This window comes from Lacihabitans soyangensis, from assembly GCF_024343775.1.
Lineage (GTDB): Bacteria > Bacteroidota > Bacteroidia > Cytophagales > Spirosomataceae > Leadbetterella > Leadbetterella soyangensis.
In genome coordinates this window covers 1-22,187 of the sequence record NZ_RJUF01000043.1, presented here as the reverse complement: position 1 = coordinate 22,187, position 22,187 = coordinate 1, and the positions used below count along the sequence as shown (strand labels likewise).

The window sequence follows — 22,187 nt, the reverse complement described above, 5'->3', positions numbered from 1 at the left end:
GTTAAAAAAACATACGTTTGATTTTTAATATGAAGTGATTATGACATGAAGTTCATGAAGATTTTTTACAAAAAAAGGATTAAGAAAATCGAGTTCTCTTAATCCTTTTTAAATATTTGGTAAAATAATATTATGCCGAATTTCTACTCGCATTAATGTTTCCAAAAAGCGATCTGGTTACCATTTTCTCAAAAACTGTTTTGGCGTTTTCGTCTGAATTCTCTTCCACTTCTTGCAAAGCATATTGCTGAATAGCTAACAATGGCAACACGATATTTTCGCGATATTCTACGGACATCATGCTGATAGGGTCGGTTTCCATCAAGAGTTTCTGACCAGAAACTAGGAGCATGTTGGTTATGCTTCTTTGTTGTTCCTCATACAATATATTCCAAAACTCACCGTAAATGGGGTCGTTTTTCATATAAGAAGTCAGCGGGAAATAGGTCTTCGAAAGTGCCATCATGCTATTCTGCATCAAGGTTTTGAAGTACAATGAATTCTCGAAAAGGTCCTTCAATTCTTCCAATTTGCCTTCATCAATTTTTGATTGAAGAGCAGTACCAAAGCCAAAGAATCCTGGAACGTTTTGTTTCAACTGACTCCATGAACCCACAAACGGAATGGCTCGTAAGTCGCTCAATTTGAGCTGACTAGAAGTGTTTCTCTTACTCGGACGGCTTCCGATTTTCGTTTTTCCGTAATATTTCAATGGGCTTTTGTGCTCTAGATAGGACACAAAAAGCGGATGATTTTTTAGTTCTAAATATTTTTTACCCCCAACCTCAGCCAATTCTTCTATCAGGTCACGCTCTTGTTTGCTTATCAGCGACTTATCATCAGTAAATATGTCGTTTATCACACCTGCCGACAATAGCTGTTCGAAGTTGAAAATTGCCTGTGGTTTTGATCCATACATCGACGAAATCGTCTGCCCTTGGATGGTAATCTGAATTTCGTTGTTGGCAATGCTCGGACCTTGTGAGGCGTAAAACTGGTGTGTTTTACCGCCACCACGAGCTGGAGGACCACCTCGGCCGTCGAAAAAGACCACATTTATACCATTTTCCATGGAGACTGCGGTTAGGTTTTCCTTTGCTTTGTAAATCTCCCAGTTAGCTTTTATGTATCCTCCGTCTTTTGTGCCGTCGGAGAATCCCAACATAATGGTTTGAAAATCAGATCGGTATTTTAACTGTTTTTTGTAATATTCTAGGTTATAGAGTTCGCTCATCGACTGTCTCGCTGTGTCTAGGCCTTCGATGGTTTCGAAAAGCGGGACGATGTCGACATTTATTTCTTCAATACCACAGAATTTGAACATGGCCAACACTTCAAGTACCGAACACGAGGAAGTGGAGTTTGAAATAATGTATCTATGGCAAGCCTTCTCGCCATTTTTGGTCTGAATTTCTTTTATGGCCTTGATGGTTTTGAACGTATCTTTTACCAAAGGATCCTCAAATTCGTCTTCGTTTACAGTGATGTCATTATTGGTCAAAAATGCCACTTTTTCTTCATGTGACCACTCGGCGTATGGTTTCTCAGAAACTTTATATTTGCTCACAACAGCTTGAAAGACAGCTTCGTGTATGCTGCTATCCTGTCTGATGTCGAGACTAGCGAAGTGCATGCCAAACAACTTCACTCTTCTGATGAATCTGTCCAGTTCTCCCAAAAACATAGAGTTGTGGTTGCTTACCATTTTGTCTCTAACCTCAGCCAAAGCTGCCAAAAGTTCGGCTGCTGTGAGGTCGTTGTTCAGACCAAACATGTTGGTGTAGATTCGGTTATTGATTTTATCCAAAAGAGGAATAACGCCTTTGAAAGTAAACCTACGTCTGATATCTTTGAAATGATTGTAGTAGCACTTCAAAATGTTGGTTCTGAGTTCTTGAGCAACTTTCTTACTTATTTCGGCTGTTACGAATGGGTTACCGTCTCTGTCGCCACCTGGCCAGAAACCAAGGTCGATGATAGATCTGAAGGCTTCGTTTTCGTCTAAAATATCGTTATAAATGAGGTCGTGCAAAGCTCCAATAGCCTCATAATATACATGTCTGAGATAAAAAATTATACTCTGAGCTTCTTGAACGGGGGTGGGTTGCTCGTCATTGATGAATGGTGTTTTGCCCAATTGTTGGAGCAAAGCATCAATAGCATTTATGTCGTTTGTAGCTATACACGCCTCCAAGTCTTGGATGATTCTGAGCACCGAGTTTGGATAAAATTGCGTTGGGTGAGCCGTGAAAACTACTCTTACTTTGAAGTTTTTGAGTTTTTCTTTTACTTCTTCCACTTTGTCGTGTTGAGAAGCCAATGCCATTATCGATGCCAACGTTCCTTTGGTGTTGGTTGCATTAAGTTTCTCAAAAGCCGCATCCTCAACGGAGTCAAAAAGTACCACTTGGCGTTCTATATAAGTGATAAATCTGAACAGCAAGTCAATTTTTTCCTTCTCTGTTTTGATGTTGGTATATCGTTCAAAAAACGAATTGATTATTTCTTTCGGCGTGAGACCACCTTCGAAACCTTGTTTGGCTTTGTCATGTAAAAAGGGCATAAGTGTGCCAATATTGGTCATTTTATCGTATGGCAACCTCGAAAAGAGGGTGTTGAATACCAGATATTTGTTATGAACCTCTTGGGTAAATAGTGTCTCAAGATTTTGTTTAGACATGGTTTTGTTTTTCCAAATGATAATAATTCAAAACAAAGATAATAAAACACAAAAAAAAGTGGGAAAATGAGAATATTTGTTGGGGAAAAGCAAGTAAAAAGTTATTTTTTCCAAATTAAATATTGGTAAATTGATATTTTTTAGAATTTGTTGATATTCAGATGGTATTAAAAGTAGAAAGGAATTGAAATTGAAGTAAGTGAATCAATTGCTTTACCATTAATTTTTGCTGGATTCCATTTTTTCGTATTTCTTAAAAAATTAATAGCAATTTCGGCGTATTTTCTGTCAAGGTCATTGGATGCAATTTGGAAATTTTTCAATTCCCCTTTACTCGTTACTACAAATTTTAGAGAAATAGTGTACTCACTGGTTGTTTTGGATTTGTTAACTGTGCTAAGGTACTGATTACTAGGGTATTTTAAGTTCTTAATTATGTAATCCTTTAGATCATTCGGTTCTTCAAATAAGAAAGGTACTTCATCAAATTGCGTAAAAACTTTTCCTTTAAAATCTTCGCCGTTTACAGTTTCAATAGTGTATCCGTTAATATTTTCTTTAGAATCATCCAACTGCTCTATGAATTTTCCATAATAGTTTTTAAAATGCGTAAGATAGAAGTATTTTGTGAAAATTTGATCATAAGTACTCGAATAACACTGACATGCATATAGAATGTCCTTAGTTTGGTTTTCAAAAAACATCTGTTTAGTTGTTGGCTTACATCGAAAATATCCATTCATAATTTGAAAGGCATCCATAAAAGTCACTGAAAACATTGGTGACTCGAAATTTCCATTTCCAGTTGTGAGATAAGATTCAGTAATTTTTCTAAAAAATTGGTAGTGTTTTTTGTAATCATTTGATAGACTATCTCCATTACTTTTTAAAGCGTAGGATAGTTCTTTATGTGCAGTCAGGTTCCATGGGTATTTAATCAAAAGTTTTTTGGAAAGTTCAATAGATTGATTAAATTCCTTTTTTTCGGAGGACTCAAATATTTCATATTCTTTCGACTCTAATTCCTCTATATCGTTCTCTATTTCCGTGCTGGCAATTAAAATATGGAGTATTTCGCTTTTAGTTAAAGTTGTATCATAATTACTAATTCGTTCCTTTAATTTCGGGAAATAGTAGTTGGAGGATGAATTTTTAGTATCTGATATGTATTTGGTATAATCTTTCTTGTAGCTAAAATTTATTGATTGAGCATTTGCCAAACTCGATATTGTAATTAGTACAACTATTAATTTCTTCATATTTGAATTTTGGGAAGGTAAATTTAAAGAATTTAGCAATCTTAAAAAAGGCTAAGCTGACCAGATTGTAATGGTAGAAAATCTGTGTCATTGAGTTTTGGAAATTCGAAGTTCGGGAAAAATTTGTCTTTGGCTATTTTTAAAGATTGCTGAAATGAATCCGCCAATATTCCGCTACCTTTCATTCGCTCCTTAGGTATTTTGCTGCCCAGATTTCCTCCATGCAGACTACGGATTTGGTTCAGTATTTTGTCGGCTCTGTCAGGAAAATGTGTTCTGGCCCATTGCATAAAAATGGGTTCTACGGTGTCGTTGAGCCTGACCATGGTGGAGGAAAATCCGAAGGCTCCATTCAAATAGAACTGTTCGGCTAAAGCAAAAATTTCATGACTATTAATGGCTGGAATGATGGGTGCTATCATGCCAAAAACGGGTATGTCGTTTTCGGAAAGGACTTTCATGGCTCTAAGTTTGTTGGCCGCTGACGATGTTCTGGGTTCTAAAACTCTCCGAGTTTCTTCGTCTAAGGTGGTGATGGATAACGACACGGCAACCAAATTGTCTTCTCGAAGTTTTTTAAGAATGTCTAAATCTCGCAACAAAAGTGCGTTTTTGGTGATAATGGTCAGCGGATGTTTATATTTCAGGCAGACTTCTAAAAGCTGACGAGTGAGCATAAATTTCCTTTCGGCAGGCTGATAGCAATCGGTATTTCCTGAGAAGGAGATGGGATGCGGAACGTAATTGCGTTTCTGAAAATGTTTTTCAAGTAGGGCAGGGGCGTCTGGTTTGTAGAGAATTTTTCGTTCAAAATCCACGCCCGCATTCAGTGACCAATACTCGTGGGTGGGACGAGCATAGCAGTACGAACAGCCATGCTCGCAGCCTTGGTACGGGTTGAGCGATTGCACAAAGGGCAAGTCTATGCTTTTGACCTGATTTACAATGGTTTTGGCATGTACTTTTATGAATTCTGTCTTGGTTTTTATTTCTTCGTAGTCATAATCGTTCTCCCAAAACGGTTCAGTTTCGGTTTTGTCAAAGCGATTTTTTACGTTATTTACAGCTCCTTGTCCTTTCATATTCTAAAAGTAAGGAGCTGAATTTGAAAACTGAAAAAATGCTAAATTCCTTGGAGGTTTTCTGCTTATTTTTTTGCCAGTAAGTCAAGATTGAATTGTATTAATCTATTCTTTCAGCTTATTTTTTCTGCCAAAAATAAAATAGATGAGTCCACCAAAAGGCACAAAGATGGTCACCAACACCCAAATGAGTTTGTGATTGCCTTCAAATTTGGATCTGACGATATCTATGATGGCAAAAATCATCAATAACCAAAACGAAAATACCATAATTTGCCAAAAAACCAAACCGAAAGAAAGTGATAAGTATGTCATGATTTATTTTTTTGATAAAACGCCGAGCATCCAAGCGGCTAAAATACCTACTACAGTACTCAAGGCGATGGCATAAATATAGCTACGAATAAGAAATGCACCGTTGTCTTTACCGAAGATATTGAAGAGGTCTTTGGTAAAAGCAAAGTAGGCTATTTCAAGAAATAAAGGTAGTAGTAATATCCAGAAGTTGATTTCTAGGTTTTTGGTGAAATAGTACACCAAGGCTGAGATTAAGAAAAGAGGAATGGCGACAATAAGTTGAATGATTGGCCCTACCCCAACTTCGCTGCCCGGATAACTGCTTTTGGTTATGATAAGTATGTTAGAAATGAAAGCAAGAATTACGATTCCGAGCAGAATAAAATACATTTTGTCCATGAGCTATTTTTAATTTATAATGGTTACTTTTTTTGATTTGCAAATATTATCCTAGGGGTGAATTGCCGAGGTTTATCTAAATACTGGTTAAATGTTAAACCCCTACAGGGTTTTGGGTTACTTAGGATTCTTTTCTGTTAATATACTCTAACCCCTCTGGGGTTTCTGACTTTCAAATAGTTGTAAAAAATATACTCGTAAATTAAGAGTTTAACATTCGTCAACTTGCAAAGGAAATTATTCTTTACTTAAGTTTTCTAATATTTGGGTGAATATTTCCATGTCGGTCTCATCGTTCCACACATTTATGGATAGTCTGATAGCCTTTCCACGATAAGAAACGAATACTTTTTGGTCAGAAAGGGCTTTCTGAATCGTCTCTATTTGGATATTTTCTGGCAATCTTATTCCAAATAAATGGGCTGCTCGAAAGTCTTCTTTTTCAATCCAATAGCCCGCTTTTCTTAGTCTTTCTATGTAAGGTTTTCCTAGGTTTTTGGCGTAGTTTTGAATCTCTTCTGGTTGCCAATCTATCAATAAATCTAGGGCTTTTTCTACCATGGGGAGGTTGATGAAATTACTAAATTCACCCATGTTGTACCTAAACGCACCTTCTTGATATTCAGACTGATAATTGATAAGATTTTTGAAATCTTGACTATTTTTCCGTCCTATCCAAGTTTGTTCTAGCGGAAAACCATCGTCAAAGTATTTGCCAAAAAAGGCCAAAGTGGTTCCATAAGGTCCGAGAAGCCATTTATAGGTGGCGGCAACTAGAAAATCAGGCTTTATTTTTTGAATATCAAACGGATAAGCTCCCAAATGTTGCGTGGCATCTATGATAAATAAGATATTATTTTCGGCACATTTCTCTCTGATTTTTTCAAGATGAAAGCGTGTGCCATCTGCCCAATGTGTAGGTGAAATACAAACAGCTAAGGCCTCAGAATTCAGAGATTCTATAAGTACTTTATTCCAGATTTCACCTCTATTTTCGAGTTCATCGGGTGCTTGGATGGTCTCAATACTTACTTTAGGGACCTCGGTTGTAAGTTCTCCCCATGCATATACATCGCTCGGGAATTCCTCGCCTACCAAAACCACTTTGGTTTTATGATTGGGTATTCCTTTTTTTAAAATGTTTTTTACAACAGTCGCCATGCCGTAAGATACCGAAGGCATTATGGCAATCTGTTTATAATTAGAGCAATTGATGAGTTGGGCAAATCGCTTTCTTACAGTTTCAGCAGTGTCAAAAAAATGCTCTTGGATTAATTCGTACGGCTGTGATTTTCGTAATAAACCCTTTATGCCAGCCTCGTCCACCACTTTTGGCAGTGGCGACATGGTGGCACAGTTGAGATAATGTATATTTTCTGGTAATGAAAAAAACTCTTTTTTCGGCATTCAAAAACTTATTTAGGCAATCTTTTGGCGTACCAAGTCATTTGGCCTCGGTGGTTAGCTATGTGTTCGGCTACATGAAACCACTTGCAGTAGTTGTTCCAATCCCAATCTTTGGTCTCGCCTGAGAGCAGCCATTTGTCATCTCTTTTCTTAAATTCCTCTTTACTTTTGGCACGAACCTCGTCCATGGCGTCTTTGTAGTAGCTCAGTGGGTTTCCTTTTATCTGTTTTTGGGCAGCTTCTCCGAGGTCCATGGCCACGTTCCATTTCTCTTTATTTTCTTTCGAAAAATCTTCAAGATTATGAAAAGTGATGTCTTGGTAGATTACTTCGGTAGCCGCTATGTGCATCATCAATGAACCAATAGAATTAGATTCTTTGTCGTGGATGTAGTCCAATTGCTCCACTGTCAGCCTTTTGTGGTAGGCAATCACTGAGTTATTTAGCCAGTCAAGCATCGAAATTAATGTTCCGATCTGAGGGGAATAGCCTGGTAATGGACCTATAATGTTCAAATTTCTGTCTTCTGGAAGTGTTTTTCCATAAGCATTGCGGGGTAGTACAAGACCACTGGCACCTAGGGCAGCAAATCCGAAAGATTTTTCGATAAAATCTCTTCGGGCTAATTTTTCAATTTTCATGTATTGTTTTGGTTAATCTTCAATAAATGTAAAGAAAACGAAATCATTAGCGAAATTTTCCTCAAAATTTTATATTACGGTTTTGGTGCGGGCTTTTTGCCAAAGAATTTTTTCTTGAATGGCTTTTTGAAGCTACGTTTTTCTACCGAATATTCCGGTGCTGGACCAAGTCCCAGGCTCTCCGTTATATTTTGTTTTTCTACTTCTCTTTCTAGAAGTTTTTCTATGCTGGCTATTTTACGTTGATCTTTTTCGTTGATGAAAGTGAATGATGTACCTGTTGTCTCAGCACGAGCTGTACGGCCAATTCTATGAATATAATCTTCGGCATCGCGAGGTACATCGTAGTTGATTACCAAGTTGAGGTTATTGATGTCAATGCCTCTAGAAAGTACATCTGTGGCTACTAAAATATTAAAATTCTTGTTTTTAAATCCCCTCAAATATTCCTCTCGCTCCTCTTGGCTATTGTCCGAAGAGATACCTCTGGCCATTATTTTTACTTTTCCTAAAGCCCTGATAATCTGATTGATCATGGATTTTTGTGAAGAGAAGATAATAATAGTGAGGTCTTTTTTATCTTTTAGTAGATGAATTAAAAGTGGAAGTTTTTGGTGATCAGCCGCTAAGAAAAACTGTTGGTCTATACCCACGGCCGGTTTCGAAACTGCCAGTTTTATTTCTTCAGGATTTCTGAGGATTTTATTAGCAAAATCTCTGATTTTCTGTGGCATGGTTGCCGAAAACATCAAATTTTGACGATTGACAGGTAGATGTTTGATAACATAAAGTATGTCATCTGAGAATCCCATGTCTAACATTTTGTCAGCTTCGTCAAGCACGAGGCATTTGAGATCATCGAATTTGACATCGCCTGATTTCATGTGAGCCAAAAGTCTGCCCGGTGTAGCGATAATGATATCAGCCCCATCCACCAAGGCTTTGCGTTGCTGATCCCAGTTTTCGCCTTTTCCTCCGCCATAAATGGCTAAAGATGTAGCTCTTATGAAATAACTAAATCCCTCTATTTGTTCATCTATCTGTTTGGCCAACTCACGAGTGGGTACCAAAATCAGAGCAGTTATGTGCTCGTTTCTACTTCTTATGATTAAGTCCAAAAGCGGAATCAGATAGGCGGCGGTTTTGCCTGTACCGGTTTGAGCAGAGGCTATGAGATCTTTACCTTCTAGAATAATCGGAATGGCCATTTCTTGTATTGGCGAGGCCTTAAGGTAGTTCATGGCGTCTATGCCTGCCAGTACGTCTTCGTGTATATTGAGTTCGTTGAATTGCAATTGTTTACTATTTATTTTATTAGCCAAAGCTAGAATAGTACAAATATAGTGCTAAGACGGCAAAGGTCAATATATTGGCGAATTGTAGACGAACCAAAAAGGGCTGGATACTGAAACTTTTCTTACTCAAACTTTCCTAACCTCTGTATTTCCGCCACCATTTAAAGTCAAACTTACAGGTTGATTGTTTTTCCAGGCTCCTCTCGTAAAGTCTGGGATATCCACAGTTTTTCCTTTTTTCATTACCGAGAGTTCACTTGCATGAGCTATGGAACTCCATGCGGCGGCATCATAAACGTCTTGGTCGAGCGGTAAACCGTTTCTTAGGCAATCGATTAATCTCCAGTCCATAATAAAGTCCATTCCGCCGTGTCCACCTACTTTTTTGGCTATTTCTCCAATGTGTTTTACCAGTGGGGTGGTATATTTTTCCTCAATGTCTTTCAGCTCTTTTTCGCTCATCCAGTCTTCTCCAAGTGCTATTTTACCTGGCTCGGGCCATTTTTGTGCTACTCCCTTGGTTCCGCTCAACAAATGAATTCTCGAATACGGCCTAGTGGAGGTTACATCGTGTTGGAGCATGATGGTTTTGCCTTTTTCGGTTTTTATGATGGTCGTATTCATGTTGCCCCTGAACGGTTTTCCTACATAATCCTCATAAAAAGGGTCGTTGGCTGCTAATGATTTGGCCATTTCACCCATTTGAAAATCGTTGGACGAAATAGCCACCAAATGATCAAATCTATCGCCACGGTTGATATTCAGACATTGCGAAATGGGTCCTAAGCCATGAGTAGGGTAGAGGTTACCGTTTCGGTTGGCGTTTTCGTTTAGCCGCCACATGTCGGAGTAGGAGGTTTTTCCGAAATTGGCGATTAGTAAATTATGAATGTAGGCTCCTTCTGCATGAATTAGTTCTCCAAAAAGGCCATTTCTCGCCATGTTGAGGGTCATTTGCTCGAAAAAGTCATAGCATGTGTTTTCCAACATCATGCAGTGTTTTTTTGTTTTTTCGGAGGTCTCTACCAATTCCCAACACTCATCTATGGTTTTGGCGGCAGGCACTTCTATGGCGGCATGTTTGCCATTTTTCATGGCATAGACGGCCATTGGCGTATGCAAACTCCATGGCGTGCAGATATACACCAAGTCTATATCGTTGCTTTCGCACAAGCCTTTCCATCCGTCAACACCGCTGTATTCCCGTGCTTTTGGTAGGTTAGCTTTGGATAAAACTGCTTGTTGCTTTTCTACCCTTAATGGGTCTTTATCGCAGAGGGCCACAATTTCTACTGCTGTTATTTGGCTCATACGCTTTACAGCTCCCGGGCCGCGATTACCCAAACCAATGAAGCCAATCCTGACTTTGTCAAGCTTAGGAGCGGCAAAACCACTCATGTTAAATATTTGATTGGCTTTTGGTTTAGCAGTTTCGCTATTTTCAGCTTTCACGGCGGCTTTAGAAATGCTGGGCAAGCTAATGGCCGCCGCACTAGTGCCTATATTTTGGAGGAATTTCCTTCTGTTTGATTTCATTTTTTGTTTGGGTCGGTTGAATATTTGATGGAATGACTTAAAGTCTGATTTAGAATAATTTTGAATTAGTATTAATATTAAATCATCCTAGAAATTTATTTGAATTTCCAAAATTGATAAAATTCGTCGATAGTTAAACGTGTGATTTTTGGAAAGTTGATTTGAGATAAAGCATTGAAATGATTATCGTTAGAAATAAGTATTGAACCAGAAGCAAAGGCACAATCGGTAAATTTATTATCGTCTTTATCTTCCGGAATCAAGTCTAAGTTAAAGTGAATATCAAACTTTTCAACAAATGGATAGACCGCAAGAAAATTAAGTATATTTTCTGCAACTTCTACGCCGTTCTTCCTTTCCAAGATTTCTCGGTATTCCAACAAAATGGAATTAGAAACACAAAGAATTAATTTACCATCTAAAATGGCATCAAATATCCAACGAAATGGAGACTTTTTGCCTATAATCGTAATGAATATATTGGTGTCTATGACAACCTTAAATGCGGTTGTGCTCATTTGTCCAATTTATCATGTCTTGTTCCGATAGGTTATTTTTGTCCCAAACGTTATCCATTGCCTCGGTTGCTTTTTTGGCAAAGTATTTACCAAGCATCATTCTTATTTCAAAAAGATCTTCGTCACTTAGGTTGTTGGCATACAACTTAAGCAATTCTGCTTGAATATTACTCAATGGTTTGGTTTGTAAAACGGTCATGATACAATATTTTAAAGTAAAATTAGGTTAATTTTGACATTTAGCAAATTTAACCTAATAAACTTTTAACTACATTTCTTACATAATTATTTACAATTTCCGCATATTCACTGGATCCCAATTGATGGCTTTTTTCTGAAAATAGCTTTCGTTACAAGCCAAAACAGGTGCTGCTGCTCTGAATCCAAAAATAGGGTCTTCTATGGTAGCTTGGCTTCCTTTTCTGATATTTTCGAAGAAATTACCAAAGTGGTTGGCGTGTTCGTCAGTGCCAGGTTCGGGAGTGAATTTTACCTCTTTTACTGGTTCTGCCTTCCGGTCTGCTTCGGTGAATCGGGCGTTGTATTCTTTCTCGAATTCTTTTTGTTGGGCATCTGAGAAGGTAAAATAACTGTCGTAATTGCCAAATCCTGGTGCTTTTGGTAGTTTTTTCTTACTTAATGTTAGGCCATTTCCTGAGAAATCTATCTGGCCTTCGGTACCGATTATTCTAGTATTGTTGTTAATCGTTCCTGCATTGGCAAAGTTCACTCTTAAAACCATCTGAAATTCCTCATGTGTAGTTGCTTTTGGATAATCCAAAATAGCCACCATCACATCTGGAACGTCACGTCCTTCTTTCCAATATCTCAAGCCCCCGGAGGCAAATATTCTGTTTGGTCCTTTGGAATCTACCACATAATGTACGCCGGTAATGAGGTGAACGAACAAGTCTCCTGCTACACCTGTGCCATAGTTTTTATAATTTCTCCAGCGGAAAAAGCGGTTGGCGTCGAAAGGCATTTTGGCGGTGTCTTTCAGGAATGTGTCCCAATCTACTGTAGCTGGTGAGGCGTCTGTAGGAATGGAGTAATTCCAGGCTCCAATGGCACTGAAGCGGTCTGAGTTAGATTCCACATAGTTTATAGCTCCGATGTCTCCTGCTGCAATAATTCTTTTGGCTTCTTGAAAAACACTTCCACTGATTCTCTGGCTACCCACTTGCATGGTTTTGCCAGATTTTTTCCAAGCGTCTATTACTGGTTTACCTTCGTTGATGGCCTGTACCATGGGTTTTTCGCAGTACACATTTTTGCCTGCATTTAGGGCATCAATCGTAATTTTGTCATGCCAGTGGTCAGGCGTGGCTATTATCACAGCATCGATATCTTTTCTTCGGAGTATTTCTCTGTAGTCACGGGTTACAAACATGTCATTTCCAAATGTTTGTTTTACCCTTTCAAGCCTACCCGTGTATAAGTCGGCCGCAGCTACGAATTCTACTCCTGATGTTTTCAAGGCTGCTTTGGTGTCATAATGGCCCTGTATTCCCATACCAATGGTGGCCAGCCTAATTTTGTCATTGGGACTTACCGATAAGCTCTTGATAATATTGAAAGGCTTGGCCACTGTGCTAACCCCTGAGAGGACGGCCAAGCTGCCTATATTTTTAATAAATTTTCTTCTTGAGGGTTTCATGTTTTTGGAGTGTTGAAATTTTTGAACCAAATATAGCGATTGGACGCTCTTTTTTTGTAAATCAATTCAATTTTTGACAAAAAAAAATACACCCCAAAAGATTCGAGGCGTATTGTGTTTATATAGGTTTAGGGGTAAAAAAACAAACAAAAAATCCCCCGCCGATGCGAAGGATTAAATAAATTTATTCGATGGGCTGTGTACCAGCAAAAATCAGTGCTCCACCAGCGATGGCTAGATCTTTCAGAAGGCTCATCATAGACATTTGTCCACTGTCGCCGCCTTTCATAGCACCCGGCAAATGGATGGCAAAAACAAAGATCAAAAGTAAAATCGCCAACAAAGTAGCAGCCAAACGAGCTTTTTTCTGCATGATGATAGAAACAGCAGCCGCGATAAGGGCCACGCCTGAAACGTACACCCAGATGGCTCCGCCAGGAAGGGGAACCATGCCAGCCATAGCATCAGCGGCCATAAAGTGTAAAATGCCAAATATGGCCATTGGAACAGCCAAAAGGAAACGACCGAGTTTGGTCAAAGGACCGATAATTTGCTCCATAGTATTTAAGGTTTAGGTTAGGGTTAAATAGAAATTCTCCGAAAATTAATATTTTTTATTAATATAAAACAAAAATAATTGTATTATTTTAAATTTTCAATAGCAGATTTATTCTTTAGGCAGATTTAGTTTAACCCAAGTATACGTCAATTTGGCTGAATAGCTTATCAGTTTTTGCATACTTACAAATGATTAGAAATCCTTTAAAATGAAACACACGCTGATTTTGGTGTTGCGAAAATGCCAATAAGATATGTCGGTATGGCTTATTGGGTTATCTTAAAAATCATCAATAAGAAATTTGATTTTCACAAAACATTGGGCCAGTTTTAATGTATCACATCAGGGTTCGGTAAGTGAAAACTAGGACACCTTCTTATTTTTGAAATGTATGGTTATCCTATCATTTCATGGCAAAGATGATTGTTTTTTTAGTTCCAGCTGAGGCTAGAATTGACCAACAGGAAGTTTGATTTGTACGGTGGTGCCCACATTTTGGATGGAGCTTACCTGAAGTTCACCTCCATGCATACGTATGATATTGCGGGTTAGTGGAAGTCCAATGCCATAACCTTCGAAGTTTTTACTATTTGAGGCTCTAAAAAATGGATCATAGATATAATCCATTTCATTTTCGGGTATGCCTATTCCTGTGTCTTTTATTAGCAAAAGAATATGATTATCAGTCGAATCAAGTGACACATTTACAGGGTCATTTTTAGAATATTTACAGGCATTGATGATGATATTGCTAACTGCCAAGTGTAGAAGCTGATTGTTGCCTTTTACTTTCAATTTCATATGATTTTCTGGCAAACGGCTCATATCCATAACTATCTTACTTTTTGGATTTATTTTTTCGGTGGTGGCTTTTACATCCCAAAGTAGTTGATCCATCCTTACTTTATCAAACTTTACTGTTTTGCCGTTAAAACCAGTTTGAGCTAAAAATAGCAGTGCTTGTGTCTTTTTATCAAGGTTTTCGGCTTCTTCCAGAATCACCTTAAGAGTTTCTACGTATTCTTCTATTGTCCGGGTTTTGTTTAGGGCTACATCTGCACCACCTATAATGGCCGTCAATGGTGTTCGGAGTTCATGCGAGGCGTTGCTAATGAAATTATTTTGGGTATTGAATGAAGTTTCCATTCGGTTGAGCATATTGTTGAACGTGTTCACAAGCTCGTCTAATTCATCACTTTCGCCTTTTTCTTCAAGCCGAAGATGCAGATTCTCAAGGTTTATTTGTTTTACTTTTTCGGTAATTTGGGTTAGTGGCCTAAATACAAATCGCATCAGAAAAAAGGAGATAATCACTGCTAGAACCGACGCTAAAATTACCAAAACCCAGAGTGTTTTGGTAAGATATCTCTTTTGATGCTGCAGCAAAAAGTTCTCAGCTGAGCTCACAACGATATAATTTTTGTTGTGTAGGTTGATTATTTTTCCTTTAAAGTAAATTTTGTTGTTGAAATATTCCGCTTGTTTATTGGTAACCAAGTTGTTGAAAAAATCTATTGGGAGTTTTGTCACTTGAACTTCAAATTTAAAGTCAGTGTCACCACTGTATTCAAATACAAAATTTTTCTCGTTTGTAAATTCGGATTCTAGGCCTTGTATTAAACCATCTTTTTGTTTTTCATTTATTGTACCTTTTAAAACAGTGTCTATGTGTGCCTCCAAAAGTTTGTAAAAATCGTCTTTGGAGTAGGTGTTTTCAAAAAAATAGACAAATCCTCCGAACACTAGGATGATTAAAAAAAAGGAGGTTAGCAGAAGGAGATTCGATTTTACTTGAATTTTCATGAGAACAATTATTTCGAGTGTTCTAGCTTTGTTTTAAGATTTCAGACTTGGTCATTGGGATTTAATTAATTTTAAATTCCAATCAAACTAAAAAATCAAAGTTGGTATTATTCTTTGAATTCAAAGATAATTTGAAGCCCTATTTCATTACATAACCCATGCCTATCATGGTCTGTATGAGCTTATTGTTGCTTTGGGAGTCTATTTTTTTTCGGAGATAATTGACATAAACATCGACCACATTGGTGCCAAGTTCGTAGCTTACGCCCCAGACCTCATCTAATATATCCGGACGGGATAGTACCCTTTCTTTATTTTTGATAAAAAAAAGAAGCAACTTGTATTCGGTAGTTGTTAAGGAAATTTCTTGACTATTTCTTACTACTGTTTTGGTGTAATCGTTTACGACCAAATCGTCAATTTTATAAATAAATTCTTCCTGTAAGTCAGGTTTGGGTGTAGAGGTGTTCTCGGTTCTTCTGAGCAAGTTGCGGATGCGGGCTAGTAATTCTACAAACTTAAATGGTTTCACGATGTAGTCGTCGGCATTGTATTCCAGACCCATAACGATGTTTTCTGAGGTGCCTAACGCGGAAAGGAAGATAACAGGTATCAACTGGTCTTTTTTACGAATTTCCTTGCAAACCTCATATCCGTTGATTTCGGGTAGCATAATATCCAGCACAATAAGGTCAAAATTGTTTTCAAGGGCCAAGCTAAGGCCAGTTTTGCCATCAAATGCCACCGTAACCTCAAAACCCTCCTCCTCTAGTCCCTTTTTTATGAAAGAAACTACATGGGCTTCGTCTTCTATCAACAGAATTTTTTTCATGAAATATTATTGATTTTTATATTAGAACCTAGATTACTTTATGGGTTCGTTATGTTAGCAAACCAAAAATATACATTTGAGTATTTCCAAAAAACAAAAAAGGTAAATAAATGATGTTTGGGTTGAAACGTTTAATTACCTGAAAGATTCAATTACATGCATCCATTGTTTTTAAATGATTAAAAAATAAAAATAAGAGGGCATCATATATGTAACACAAGGCCCTCTCTGTAGCGATTTTAGAGTATTAATTACAGCCTCCTACCTCTGCCTTAAAAATTGTTCCCAAATCGGCTTTGAATCCAGGGGTCAATTCAATGCTTTTTGCTTGGTAAGTAACTCTGCTGGATCCACTTATTTTATTTGATCCAAAAATTTTACCATTGCTGGCAAGAGCTTGTTTTAGTTTATTTTCAGAGCTATAATCATCATTTGGACTCGTAAGATTTACTTGTGCTGAACAAGGGTCTGAAGAACTTACCAAAACAGTTATTGAAGATAAAGCACTTACACAATTGTTTGTAGTACAAGTAGCCGTATAAGTGGTGTTTGAACTTGGGTTTACGACTAACGAAGTCCCTGTAGTATTATTAAATGACCAAGTGATTGTACCTGCACAGTTCGTAGCTGATAATGTTGAGGATTGTCCAAATATAATCGATGCAGGATTTGCCTCCAAGGTAGGACTAAGAGGAATAGAGTTAACTACGACTGTGGCGACATCACTCGAATCCGAAGTACAATCTACTAAGGTACAAGCCACTTTATAACTTTTTGATTGTGATGGACTAACTGTAATACTGTTTCCAGTCAAACCACCGGTCCAGTTTAAAATACCTCCAGGACAACTTGCAGACAGGGTGGTTGAACTACCAACGCAAATAGCTAAATTTTCTGATGAAATAATTGGTTTTGAAGGGCATGGTTGAGATCTAAACCTTACCAAAGTTGGAAAATGGTCAGATGTAGTGGTGGCATAGTTGGCTACCAAAGAGTAAGGCTGAATATTGGTAGCGGAACCATTCACATAATTGAATTTTGAAGAACCAGTTTTGAGTTCATTTGAAACTATGAAATGATCGATATAGTCTGGAAATGAAGCAGTACTTGCACATTTTGCGTCACTTAATATCTTTGTAACTGCATCAAAATCAGGATTAGGCCTTACCCCATTTATATTCGTCTCATTGGGATTGGCATAAAGAAATGGACTGTAGGTACTCACATTATTTGGAAATATTGAAACATCCAAATCGTCGTTCAAGTCTCCCCCTATCAATACTTTCTGAGTTGGATAATACGTTTGTAATGAATCATACATTGCTTTTACATCATAAGCTCTTCTGGCATATGAGATAGCATCTGACCCTGATTTTGCGTGAAGCCCAACAAAATTTATAGTGTCTTTTTGCCCATTAAGGTTAATTTCTCCTTTAAAAATAAAGGGTTTGCGACCTGAGGCCCAAAACTGGCTTGGAGTACCAGTGGGCGGATAGGTCGACGGGGTAAAATTATTAAACATTACCCCACTTGATATTTTACTAACAACGCTGTTTTTGTAAATGATGCAAACTCTCTGAGGGTTTGCATCTACGACTGAGGTGGAAACAGCCGGCGAGCATTCACCAGAATAGGCATTAGCTCCGTAAGTATTATTTAAGCCTTGAATTAGTTTGCCAAAGGCTGTGGTATTATCTGAGGGATTTGAACCGTTGTATTGACAAATTTCTTCAAGGATAAAAACATCAGCACCGATGCTATTAAGGACGGTTTGAGCGTTTAATATTTGCGTTGCATCTGCTGAACCGCTTGCCGAAGGTCCATTTTGTGGATGACCTAACCATTCGACATTCCAAGTAACGACATCCAAAGTTTGTGGGTTATCGGTGGCCGAGGCAACCCCACACCCTCCAACTCCGCTCGACAATAAGCAACTTACTGTGCTTGCTGCGAGGTCCGAGGTGTTTCTTGGGAAAAGCTGTAACTTATCCGTACCTCCATTGGCAGTGATGAAATGCCCAACTACGCCTGTGATATCTTGTGTAACATTTGGAATTGTCACATTATTACTACTTGCAAATGAAGTAGCTGCGGCATCAATTCTGATTTCGCTTCCACCGGCATTGTTGCAGGCTATAATTGAGTAATTTCTTGAGGTTGCGAAAGTGCCCGTAGAATTGATATTCACACTTATTATTTTCACAAAGTCACCTTCGTAATCAGCTAAAAATTGATTTAAGCTCTTTCCATTTGGAGGGGTGTTGGAGTCAAAAATTTTAGGTGTTGGAAGTGATCCAGTGGTTAGTTTAGCCACTGACGTTATGGTCAATAGCTCTGCTTCACCGTTAAACCTTGCAGTAGTACCTTTGATATTCACTGAATCTCCAAAAGCTAGATTATTTGTACTTACTATGTTGGATTGGAAAATTGCAATTCCGCCGGTGGAGTCCGACATGTAGAATTTGTTATTTCCAAAAATTCCTGTAATTACTCCCTTAATTCTTACTGGGCTACCTGTGAAAGAATTTTGGGCTGGAATTGTAGCTCTGACATCTCTAATTTTAACTGTTGGCTCTATAACTGTTCCAGTGACTGAGATGTTTTTTGTGGTAGCGTCAGTACTGGATGCAGAAATATTTCCATTAAAATTACCGAAAGTTACTCCAGTTAAACGAATATCTATTGTGGTTGAACTTACTACACCACCAACGTGTGTTAACACTACAGTATTTGAATATGCATCAGAACCTTTTCTTATTTCATAGCCAGTTGGAGATGTTATTGATATGTTGCCGATTAGGTTTTGCCCACTTACACTTATCTGTTGGTTTATGGATGGAAAACCTTGTGTGGTTGAAAAATTCAGTGGGGTCCCAGTTATTGTAATTTCAGGAATGGCATTGACCGTTCCGGATAACTGCAATGTTTTTGTTTCCGCATTGCTACTTGTGTGAATAACTGAACCAATTACAGGGCCGACCTCTGTACCTTTTAACCTTACATAAATATTGGTTTCAGCTAAATTACCACTGATTGGATTCAATGTTACAGATGGGCCAAAGTTATTACTTGGGTTTGTACTAATTTCATAAGCACTGGATACATTCAGTGTTACATCTGATAATAAATCCGTTCCAGTGATTGTATAGCCTAGGTTTGAGGACGATGAACCAACATATGTTGTGAACCCTGTTAATGTCGTTGAACTTAAGGTTAGGTTTGGTTGTGGTATGACACTTCCTACCACCGATAAAGCCTGAGTGGCCGCCCCTGAACTGGCATTGGTTACATTGACCGAGATTGGACCCACAACTGTACCTTTCAGCCTTACAAAAATAGTTGTAGGTAATATTGTGCCAGAAGTTGGCGAAATGTTTAGGATATCTGTAAATCCGCTACTTGAGCTCAGGCTTATCTCCAATTCGGATGGTGCCGTAATAACTAAATCAGATGATAAATTTACTGCTGAAACAGAATATGATTGTGAACTTGAGGAATTTGACACGATAGTTGTAAAGCCTGACAATGAAGTTGGAGTTATGGATATTGTTGGAGTATTATTGGCATTGACAGTTCCACTCAGAGATATTTCCTTTGTTACCGCACCAGTACTGAGATGTCCAAGAATTCCTGTCGGGGTTCCTTGCGAACTACCAGTAAGTCTAACATAAACAACTGTGTTACTTACTGTTCCTCCTGTTTGGTTAAGATTTAATGAAGACGCGAATCCGGAGTTTTCGCTTATACTAATTTCAAAACCTGATGGTGCATTGATGGAAATATTGTCTGTAAGATTTTGACCAGATACCGTATAGTTTTGAGTGTTTGAAGCAGAGCCTTCTATGGTCGTAAATCCCGTTAATGAGTTGGTGCTAATATTTATTATGGGCAAGGCTATTACATTACCACTAATATTGAGATTTTTTGTGAGGGCTCCTGTGCTAGTATGACTAATGACTCCCGAAACTGTTCCCGGGGTGGTACCCTTAAGCCTTGCATAAATAGTAGTGGCAGCCACATTACCTCCAGACGGTGTTAGATTAATGGTATTGGTATATCCCGAACTAGCGTTTAAACTTATCTCAACATCAGTTGGTGCAGCAATGGATATATCGGTTATCAAGTTTGAGCCATCAACAATATAACTTTGTTCTGTTGAAGCCGAACCTTCATTAGTTGTAAAACCTGAAAGTGCAACTTGAGATATATTTATAAGTGGTTGATTCAATACATTTCCTGTTACAGCCATATTTTGGGAAGTGCTTCCACTTATATGAGTGATGTTTCCAGACGGCGTACCCACTGTTGTACCCGTTAGTCTTGCGTAAATAGTTGTTGATGAGATAGTTCCGCCTGATTGGGTCAAGGTTTGAGTTTCTGCAAATCCAGTCGAAGCGTCTGTTTTGCTAACTTCAAAACCGCTTGGGGCTGTAATAGTAATGTTATCAGTGAGGTTAGAGCCACTAACTGTGTAACTCTGAGCCGTAGATGGGGTGTTTTGAGTTGTTGTAAATGCGGTTAATGTTGTGGGGTTAAGTGTAATGGAGGGGATAGGAATTGAAATTGAAAAATCATCAATTGACAGTCCATCATCCGCACCTGTGGCATCCAAATCATTCCACCTCAAAAAAATAGTAGAACCATTTGAGATAGAGAGTCCAGTAATTGACCCAGTGATAGTAGCATTATTGATTGAACTGTTTCCATTCAAAGCCCCTGTAGTTCCTGAAGAAATTGGTGCTATGAAATCTAATGTATTCACATCAGTCCAAGTACCAGAAGTAAGGCTAGTGGCGTCGGTACTATATTGAAAATCAAGCCTGTCATTTCGCCCGGTAGAACCTAGTCGCCATTGTTCGCCTATATAGGATAAATTTAGTGTAGTGATGGTACCGCCAGTATTATTTGTAAAATAGACACCAATTGTTGTAACTAGACTACCTGACCGAACCCCTCCTAAAGATCTTTCAGAGTTCGATGAAGCACCAAAGCTGTAAGTATCGCCCGAATTAGAGGATCCCGTCCCAGAAGAGTACAATTGGTTTGCACCTGTTCCAGTTTCGTTAATCGACCATCCTGACAATGTAAATGTTTGACCAGTTCCAGAAGCGATTAAAGTGTTAAAATCTTGTGTATAGGTTCCCGTAAAGTTAATTTGGCCGAAACAGATTAAGGGATAATTTAGTAAGACAAATAGTAATAGTTTTCTCATAGTATATTTTTAGATTGTTTATGTTAATGAAATGTTTTAACCTACAATTAAATCTACAGGTTTTGTTTTGTACTAAATTAGGGACTTTTTCACTCAGAATGATAGAATCAAATTTATTTTATTGTAAAAATTATTTTATTCCTATCTAAGTGTATATTTTTCTTGAAAAGTGCAAATTGAAATCTTTCAGCTCAATATCCATATTGGCGAAATTCTATCGACTGATTCGGGCTTTTTGAATATATCCATGTTGGTGAAACAAGTAGTTATTAACTTAGTTTTTTGGATAGTTTAGAATATAAGGCGTTATCTTCAGACGATTTAAAATATTCTTGTCTAGAATGTTCCTTGGAGTTTTCTGATTTTTTATTCGCAATTTATTAATCAATTGTTCAACACCTTTCCACTTTGGCTTAAAAAAATAAGGCTGTCCAAAAGACAGCCCTATTCCATTCAATCATCTTATTCTATCCAAATTCGAGGGGTTAGTATCCAGGGTTTTGGTCCTTTTGCTCAATTTTAGGGTTGTTGTCTATCTCTGTTTGAGGGAGAGGTAACAACTCGTGTTTGTTTGCAGTAAAGTAAGAGATTGGCTCGGCAGTTTGTTTCTTGTTCTTTCTCCATCTAATAAGGTCAAGATTACGAACTTGTTCTGCGGCCAACTCTACATAACGTTCGTGTTGCAAGGCTTCAAAAACCTTGGCTTTTGAGTCACATGGATAGTTAGCAGTAGGATAAGCTGGCATTGCCACGGATGCTCTTGCTCGCACTTGGTTCATAAGCGAAATCGCTTTTGCCGAATTACCAAGTTCGTTTTCACACTCGGCAAGCATCAACAAAACGTCAGCGTAACGCATCACTCTCATGTTTATACCGCTAGTGGCAAATCCTGCATTCGATTTGTAAAGAAGAGAGTATTTTCTCCAGCTGATTTTCATTGTTTTACCATCTACGGTAGATGAGTTTCCTTGAACAGCGTTGTCATCCATTACGTCCTTGCCGTTATTGAA

General features: G+C 38.1%; 17 protein-coding genes. All 17 read right to left on the bottom strand.

Annotated elements, in window-relative coordinates; all coding sequences use genetic code 11:
* Positions 1-130: 130 nt before the first annotated feature.
* Positions 131-2,680, bottom strand: a complete 2,550-nt coding sequence (locus EGI31_RS12840; protein ID WP_255037635.1) for a phosphoenolpyruvate carboxylase — start codon at positions 2,678-2,680, stop codon at positions 131-133.
* 167 nt (positions 2,681-2,847) lie between these two features.
* Positions 2,848-3,939 carry a DUF4919 domain-containing protein gene (locus EGI31_RS12835; RefSeq protein ID WP_255037634.1) on the bottom strand — a complete coding sequence of 364 codons (1,092 nt, stop codon included), beginning with the start codon at positions 3,937-3,939 and terminating at the stop codon, positions 2,848-2,850.
* A gap of 41 nt (positions 3,940-3,980) precedes the next feature.
* Positions 3,981-5,021, bottom strand: coding sequence for a PA0069 family radical SAM protein (locus EGI31_RS12830; protein WP_255037633.1), 1,041 nt, complete (start codon positions 5,019-5,021; stop codon positions 3,981-3,983).
* A 105-nt stretch (positions 5,022-5,126) separates the two neighbouring features.
* Positions 5,127-5,336 (bottom strand): PLDc N-terminal domain-containing protein, encoded by a 210-nt coding sequence (locus EGI31_RS12825; RefSeq protein WP_255037632.1) that lies wholly within the window; start codon positions 5,334-5,336, stop codon positions 5,127-5,129.
* 3 nt (positions 5,337-5,339) lie between these two features.
* Positions 5,340-5,717 carry a hypothetical protein gene (locus tag EGI31_RS12820; RefSeq protein WP_255037631.1) on the bottom strand — a complete coding sequence of 126 codons (378 nt, stop codon included), beginning with the start codon at positions 5,715-5,717 and terminating at the stop codon, positions 5,340-5,342.
* Positions 5,718-5,954: 237 nt separating this feature from the next.
* Positions 5,955-7,124: an aminotransferase class V-fold PLP-dependent enzyme gene (locus EGI31_RS12815; protein ID WP_255037630.1), complete on the bottom strand. Its 1,170-nt coding sequence runs from the start codon at positions 7,122-7,124 to the stop codon at positions 5,955-5,957.
* An 8-nt stretch (positions 7,125-7,132) separates the two neighbouring features.
* Positions 7,133-7,765 (bottom strand): DinB family protein, encoded by a 633-nt coding sequence (locus EGI31_RS12810; protein ID WP_255037629.1) that lies wholly within the window; start codon positions 7,763-7,765, stop codon positions 7,133-7,135.
* Between the two features lie 74 nt (positions 7,766-7,839).
* Complete coding sequence (locus EGI31_RS12805; RefSeq protein WP_255037628.1) at positions 7,840-9,060, bottom strand: DEAD/DEAH box helicase; 1,221 nt, start codon at positions 9,058-9,060, stop codon at positions 7,840-7,842.
* 126 nt (positions 9,061-9,186) lie between these two features.
* On the bottom strand, positions 9,187-10,596 hold the full coding sequence (locus EGI31_RS12800; RefSeq protein ID WP_255037627.1) for a Gfo/Idh/MocA family protein: 1,410 nt from the start codon (positions 10,594-10,596) through the stop codon (positions 9,187-9,189).
* 95 nt (positions 10,597-10,691) lie between these two features.
* Positions 10,692-11,114: a putative toxin-antitoxin system toxin component, PIN family gene (locus EGI31_RS12795; RefSeq protein ID WP_255037626.1), complete on the bottom strand. Its 423-nt coding sequence runs from the start codon at positions 11,112-11,114 to the stop codon at positions 10,692-10,694.
* Positions 11,095-11,313, bottom strand: a complete 219-nt coding sequence (locus tag EGI31_RS12790) for a DUF8507 family protein (RefSeq protein ID WP_255037625.1) — start codon at positions 11,311-11,313, stop codon at positions 11,095-11,097. Before EGI31_RS12790 ends, EGI31_RS12795 begins: the two co-directional genes overlap by 20 nt.
* Before the next feature lie 90 nt (positions 11,314-11,403).
* The gene (locus EGI31_RS12785; RefSeq protein WP_255037624.1) at positions 11,404-12,771 is read right to left on the bottom strand and encodes a Gfo/Idh/MocA family protein; all 1,368 of its coding nucleotides are present in this window, start codon (positions 12,769-12,771) and stop codon (positions 11,404-11,406) included.
* Between the two features lie 184 nt (positions 12,772-12,955).
* Entirely contained in the window at positions 12,956-13,330 is a 375-nt protein-coding gene (locus tag EGI31_RS12780) for a DoxX-related protein (protein ID WP_255037623.1), read from the bottom strand.
* A gap of 447 nt (positions 13,331-13,777) precedes the next feature.
* Complete coding sequence (locus EGI31_RS12775) at positions 13,778-15,133, bottom strand: sensor histidine kinase (protein ID WP_255037622.1); 1,356 nt, start codon at positions 15,131-15,133, stop codon at positions 13,778-13,780.
* 139 nt (positions 15,134-15,272) lie between these two features.
* Entirely contained in the window at positions 15,273-15,965 is a 693-nt protein-coding gene (locus EGI31_RS12770) for a response regulator transcription factor (RefSeq protein ID WP_255037621.1), read from the bottom strand.
* 247 nt (positions 15,966-16,212) lie between these two features.
* The gene (locus EGI31_RS12765) at positions 16,213-21,177 is read right to left on the bottom strand and encodes a 3-coathanger stack domain-containing protein (RefSeq protein ID WP_255037620.1); all 4,965 of its coding nucleotides are present in this window, start codon (positions 21,175-21,177) and stop codon (positions 16,213-16,215) included.
* 485 nt (positions 21,178-21,662) lie between these two features.
* The coding region (locus EGI31_RS12760) for a RagB/SusD family nutrient uptake outer membrane protein (RefSeq protein WP_255037619.1) at positions 21,663-22,187 on the bottom strand (525 nt) is incomplete at its 5' end.